This is a genomic window from Falsiroseomonas oryzae (genome assembly GCF_027856955.1).
GTDB lineage: Bacteria > Pseudomonadota > Alphaproteobacteria > Acetobacterales > Acetobacteraceae > Falsiroseomonas > Falsiroseomonas oryzae.
In genome coordinates this window covers 1-5,618 of the sequence record NZ_JAPSMD010000349.1, presented here as the reverse complement: position 1 = coordinate 5,618, position 5,618 = coordinate 1, and the positions used below count along the sequence as shown (strand labels likewise).

Genomic DNA, 5,618 nt, shown 5'->3' with positions numbered 1-5,618 from the left:
CGGCGGCCTGCACGCGCAGCACGACGCGGCCGCGCCCGGTCCGCAGCGCTCGGCGCAGCGAGGCCTGCAGCAGGGCGGCCCCGCCTGCTTCGGGCGGCGGCTGCAGGGGGATCCCCAGGGGGATCCCGGGGCCGTATGGGTCTGCAACCGAAAGGGATGTGCCGGGCATGTGTCTCCCGCCGGGCCCGGCAAGTGGCGACGTCCTGCCGCGGTCGGGCTAGGTTGCGCCCGTGATGCTTGCGGAATCCTTAGCCCCCGGATGGCTGCCGGAGGGCCTGCGTGTCTACGCGATCGGCGACGTCCATGGCTGCGCGGACCGGCTGGCCGGGCTGCACGCCCGCATCGCCGCGCATGCCGCCGCCCGCCCCATCGGGCGCGTGCTGCTGGTGCATCTGGGCGACTACGTGGACCGCGGCGCGGACAGCGCCGGGGTGCTGGCGCTGCTGCGCGGCCCGCCGCCGGTGCCGGGCGCCGCGGTGGTCAACCTGGTCGGCAACCACGAGCAGATGATGCTGGCGGCGCTCGACCCGCGCGCCGACGCGCAGGTGGTCGAGTTCTGGCTGGACAATGGCGGCGCGGCGACGCTGGAGAGCTATGGCGCCGATGCGACGGACCTCGACAGCTGGGCGCAGGTGCCGGAGGGCGACCTGGACTTCCTGCGCCGGCTGCGGCCGAGCCAGTCGCTCGGCGGCTATTTCTTCGCCCATGCCGGGGTGCGTCCGGACGTGCCGCTGGATCGGCAGGACGTGATGGACCTGGCCTGGATCCGGGAGCCCTTCCTGTCCTGGCGCGGGAGCCTGGCGGCCGTGGTGGTGCATGGCCACACCCCGGCGGACGGGCCGGAGGTGCTGCCGCACCGCATCGGCGTGGACACCGGCGCGGTGTTCGGCGGCCCGCTGACCTGCGCCGTGCTGGAGGGCGAGCGGGTGGGGTTCCTGTTCGCCTGATCCCAGCCATCTGCGATGGCCGGAATCGGGAGGTCCTGCAGGCGTGCTCTTCGCACGACGCGCCTGCCGCGAGCGGCTTTCGCGGCATCGGCCCGCGCGAAGTGCGCGAGCCACCATGGAATCGCGGGCAAGCCGTTCGCCGAGGCCTGGCCGCCGGCGGCGACCTCCGCGTCGGCGTCGGCGGCCTGCGCATTCGTGCAACCGCCCGTGGCGCAGTTGCCTTGCACCGGAAGCCGGGGGTGCGCTAGGGCGTTGTCATGCAAGGCCCCGCGCCCGCCGACCGACCGATGCCCGAGATCCCCGTCGGCGAGCTTGCGGATGCGGTGCGTCAGCTGCGCCGGGCCTCGGTGCTGGTGGTCGGCGACGCCATGCTCGACCGCTACGTCTATGGCCACGTCCAGCGCGTCAGCCCGGAAGCGCCGGTGCCCGTGATCACGGTGGACCGCGAGGTCGCCATGCCCGGCGGCGCCGGCAACGTGGTGCGCAACCTGACGGCGCTGGGCGCCGCGGTCGCCTTCGTCTCGGTGGTGGGGGACGACCAGGCGGGCAGCGACCTGACCGGGCTGATCGGCGGCCAGCCGAATGTCGAGCCGTGGCTGCTGGTGCAGGGCGGCCGCGCCACCACCACCAAGACGCGCTTCGTCGCCGCCGGCCAGCAGCTGCTGCGCGCCGACCACGAGCAGGCGGAGCCGATCCATGCGCGGCTGGCGGAGCGCATGACGCGCATCGCGGCCGATGCGGTGGCGGCGACCTCGGTGATGGTGCTGTCGGACTACCAGAAGGGCGTGCTGGCCGGGGACACCTGCCAGCGCCTGATCGCCGCCGCGCGCGCCGCCGGGCGGCGCGTGGTGGTGGATCCGAAGGGCGCGGACTACGCCCGCTATGCCGGCGCCGACCTCCTCACCCCGAACCGCGCGGAGCTGGCCCTGGCGACGGGCATGGCGGTGGAGGACGACGCCTCGCTGGTGGCGGCCGCGCAGGCGCTGCGCGCGATGCACGGCTTCGGCGCGGTGCTGGTGACGCGCAGCGAGGATGGGATGACGCTGGTGGAGGCCGACGCCGTCCGCCATTTCCCGGCCGAGGCGCCGGAGGTGCACGACGTCTCGGGCGCGGGCGACACGGTGGTGGCGACCGTCGCGGCCGGGCTGGCCGCCGGGCTCGGGGTGCCGCTGGCGGCGCGGCTGGCGAACATCGCGGCGGGCATCGTGGTGGGCAAGGTGGGCACCGCCGTCGCCCGCGAATCGGACCTGCTGGAGGCGCTGACGCCGGAACGCGGCGCGCTGCGCAAGGTGGTCGGGCGGGCGCAGGCGGTGGAGCAGGTGGAGCGCTGGCGGCGCCGCGGCTGGCGGATCGGCTTCACCAATGGCTGCTTCGACCTGCTGCATCCCGGCCATGTCCACCTGCTTGAGCAGGCGCGCGGCTGGTGCGACCGGCTCGTGGTGGGGCTGAATGCCGATGCCGGGGTGAAGCGCCTGAAGGGCACGGCGCGGCCGATCCAGGGCGAGGCCGCGCGCGCGGCGGTGCTGGCCAGCCTGGCCTCGGTGGACCTGGTGACGGTGTTCGAGGAGGACACGCCGGCGGAGCTGATCCGCCTGCTGCGCCCGGACGTGCTGGTGAAGGGCGCCGACTACACCGTGGCGCAGGTGGTCGGGGGCGACCTGCTGCAGCAATGGGGCGGCGTGGTGCGGCTTGCGGAGCTGCTGCCGGGCCAGAGCACCACCGCGACGGTCGCCCGCATCAAGGGCTGAGGGCAGGCGGCCGGGGCCGAGGGACCGGGACGCGGAGCCGCACGGACGGCGTCGCCCCGGGGTGGGGGCCGCCCGGGCCGGCCGCTTGCCGCGTCACCTTGGCGCCCTGGGTTCGCCGCCGGCCCCGGGCTGGCTCGGCAGCCCGGTTTGGGCCCCCCCATCACGATGCCGCCATCCAGCGTCGCTTGGAGGCGGGCGCGGCCGCGCGGAATGGTGCAGCTGGTCCGGACAACCCTGCCCAGTCATCCGTATCCCGAGCATTCATGCAAGAAGTCCAAAGAAGTTTTGCAACGTAATCGGTTACGTCTGGTTGGATTGTTCTGTTGGTATTGTCCCTGACATTGCCATTTTCTGCAGAACCCCAGTAGCGCATGGAATCCGTTCGTCCTATGCATTTGGCGCGATTGCAAGGACTCGATATGACCACGTCGTTTCCGTCGATGGCTCGCGCCGGTCTGCACGCGGGGGGAGCGCCCCCCAGCGGCGATGGTCGGGCTCCGCTACTCGACGCGGAGCGCGGCCCGCAGCTCGGCGAGGCCGGCGGGGTCCTGCAGCGCGGCAAGCCGGCCGGCCGCGTTGAACGCGTAGCGCTGCAGCAATGCGCGACGGCGCGCGGGCGCCAGGGCATGGGCCGGGGCCTCGCGCAGCAGGACGGCGTCCGGCCCGTCGGCGACCAGCAGACCGACCTCCTCGGGCAGCAGGTCCTGCGGGAAGTCCAGGTCCACGGCGAAGTAGAGGCGGTCGCAATAGTCGCGATACTCCGGCCACTTGCCGTCGGAGAGGAAGTCGCGCGCGCAGGACTTCACCTCCACCACGGCAAAGGCGCCTTCGGGCATCAGGGCCAGGATGTCCGCGCGCCGTCCATTGGGCAGGGGCATCTCCATCACGGGGGCCCAGCCGCGCAGTGCGCAGAAGCGCGCCGCGGCGCGGCAGACCGCCAGCGTCCGGGCGGCCGGGGGCGGGGAGAGGGGGGCGGACATGGGATCCATGTTCCTGCTCCGTTCACGCGACCGTCAAGCCCTGGCGTGCGCAGCACGCAAACTTCGTGGAACCGGCACCAGCAATGCGCGTGAAGTCCTGACCATGGTCGCCACGCGCTTCGCCGTTGCCGTCCACATCCTGATCCTGCTGGCCACGGAACCGACCGGCCAGGCCACCAGCAGTCGCATTGCCGAGAGCGTCGGCACCAACCCCGTCGTCATTCGACGGCTGGCGGGGCTGCTGGCGCGGGCCGGACTCGTGCGGATCCGCCGCGGGCCCGGCGGCGCCGAACTGGCGCGGCCGGCCTCCGACATCACACTGGCCGATGTCTGGGCGGCGATGCGCCGCCCCGGCCTGCCGCTGCTGCCGAACCATCGCGGGCCGCAATCCGGCGGCGACCCGCTGGGCCGCGTGGTCCCCGGCATGCTGCGCGAGGTCCTGGACGAGGCCGAGCTTGCCATGGAGGAGCGGCTGGCGCGGGTGACGCTCGAGATGCTGCAGAGCCGGGTGGTGCCGGCCTGACTTGCGCCGGACCGCATGGCGGGCCGGCATGACAGCCTTGCTGCCGTTTTTTCAGTTGTGGCCGCAACCGGCATGCCGCCATCCTGTTCCCGCCCAGGGGCCCAACGCCCCCAGAGGCCGGATGCCCAAGGGGATGCCCAGGGCTGGGAGCGTTGCGATGGACCTTGTCGAAGCGGTCACCGACCGTTGCATCCGCCGCGGGCTCGCCTTCGCCGGCCTGGCCGTCGCGACGGTGATGCTGGCGCTCTCCTTCGACCTGCCGCTCGCGCTGCGCACCGGCGCGGACCTCTCGGCGGTGGTCGCCGTCGTGATCCTGCTCGTGGCCTGGCGTACCCCGCACCGCGACCTGCGCGACAGCGAGGCCTGGGTAATGCTGAACGAGCTGGCGCCGCATCCGCTGCGCGGCAGCGCGAAGGCCGACCTGCAGCAGCGCCTGCGGGAGACGCTGCGGCGGCGCCTGATCTGGCACGCCGAGCGCGTGGGGATTCTCGCCGTGGCGCTGTGGGGCCTGACGCTGGCGAGCCTGCTGCCGCAGCTGCTCTGAGCCCGGCCGCAGCCGGACGCCGCGCTCATCCCGGGCGCATGAAGGTTTCGCCTTCATGCCCTCAGACGCCGGCGCTGCGCTTGGCTTCGCCGCACAAGCGGCGGCGCCCGTTCGGGCGCTCGGCGCGCTCCGCAGGTCGGTCCTTCGTGCGCCGGGTGTCAGGCGATGTCGGGCAGCGTGCGGTCGCCCTCGCCGAGGGTGCGCTGCATGATCACCACGTCCACCCAGCGGCCGAACTTCACGCCGACGGACTTCATCACGCCGGCCTGGCGGAAGCCGAGCGAGACGTGCAGGCCGATGGAGCCGGTGTTCTCGGAATCGCCGATCACCGCCAGCATCTGGCGGAAGCCCGCCGCCTCCGCCCGGTCCAGCAGCGCCTGGACCAGCGTCTTGCCGAGGCCCTGGCCGCGCACGTCGTCGCGCACGTAGATCGCGTTCTCCGCGGTGTGGCGATAGGCGGAGCGGTCGCGGAACTGCGCGTAGTAGGCATAGCCGAGCACGGTGCCGTCCGGCGCCTCCGCGACCAGCCAGGCCCAGCCGTGCTGCTGCACGCGGGCCAGCCGCGCGGCCATTTCCGCCGCGTCCGGCGGATCCTCCTCGAAGGTGCCGGTGCCGTGCAGCACGTGGTGCGCGTAGATCGAGGTCAGCGCCGGCACGTCGGCTGCGGTGGCGTCGCGGATCTGCATGGGGGGGCGCTTAATCCCCTGCCCGCCACGCCGCAAGGCACGGCCGCATGCCCCGGCGCCGGGTCACGCCGGCAGGCGAAGCGCGGCGGCGACGCGCGCGGCGAGCGCGAGCAGGGCGCGGTCGCGCCCCGCGGCGGCGACGAGCGAGAGGCCGACCGGCGCGCCTTCCGCCTTGCCCGCCGGGATCGAG

6 protein-coding genes are annotated in these 5,618 nt (G+C 73.7%); 4 read left to right on the top strand and 2 right to left on the bottom strand.

The genetic code is table 11. The features are described 5' to 3' along the window. The first annotated feature begins 233 nt into the window (after positions 1-233). Complete coding sequence (locus OZN99_RS24000; RefSeq protein WP_270937774.1) at positions 234-947, top strand: metallophosphoesterase; 714 nt, start codon at positions 234-236, stop codon at positions 945-947. A 287-nt stretch (positions 948-1,234) separates the two neighbouring features. Further along, positions 1,235-2,695 carry a D-glycero-beta-D-manno-heptose-7-phosphate kinase gene (rfaE1, locus tag OZN99_RS23995; protein WP_270937773.1) on the top strand — a complete coding sequence of 487 codons (1,461 nt, stop codon included), beginning with the start codon at positions 1,235-1,237 and terminating at the stop codon, positions 2,693-2,695. A gap of 500 nt (positions 2,696-3,195) precedes the next feature. On the opposite strand, the gene OZN99_RS23990 is transcribed toward rfaE1, so the two are convergent. Continuing rightward, complete coding sequence (locus OZN99_RS23990; protein ID WP_270937772.1) at positions 3,196-3,675, bottom strand: MmcB family DNA repair protein; 480 nt, start codon at positions 3,673-3,675, stop codon at positions 3,196-3,198. Between the two features lie 103 nt (positions 3,676-3,778). Between OZN99_RS23990 and OZN99_RS23985 the strand changes: the two genes are divergently transcribed. Together OZN99_RS23985 and OZN99_RS23980 are read left to right on the top strand one after the other, a co-directional pair. Then, entirely contained in the window at positions 3,779-4,198 is a 420-nt protein-coding gene (locus tag OZN99_RS23985; RefSeq protein WP_270937771.1) for an Rrf2 family transcriptional regulator, read from the top strand. 157 nt (positions 4,199-4,355) lie between these two features. Beyond that, a complete protein-coding gene (locus OZN99_RS23980; RefSeq protein WP_270937770.1) occupies positions 4,356-4,742 on the top strand; it encodes a hypothetical protein in 387 nt (128 codons plus the stop codon). 158 nt (positions 4,743-4,900) lie between these two features. Here the strand turns inward: OZN99_RS23980 and OZN99_RS23975 are convergent, their stop codons facing one another. Beyond that, complete coding sequence (locus OZN99_RS23975; protein WP_270937769.1) at positions 4,901-5,428, bottom strand: GNAT family N-acetyltransferase; 528 nt, start codon at positions 5,426-5,428, stop codon at positions 4,901-4,903. Between the last annotated feature and the right edge of the window lie 190 nt (positions 5,429-5,618).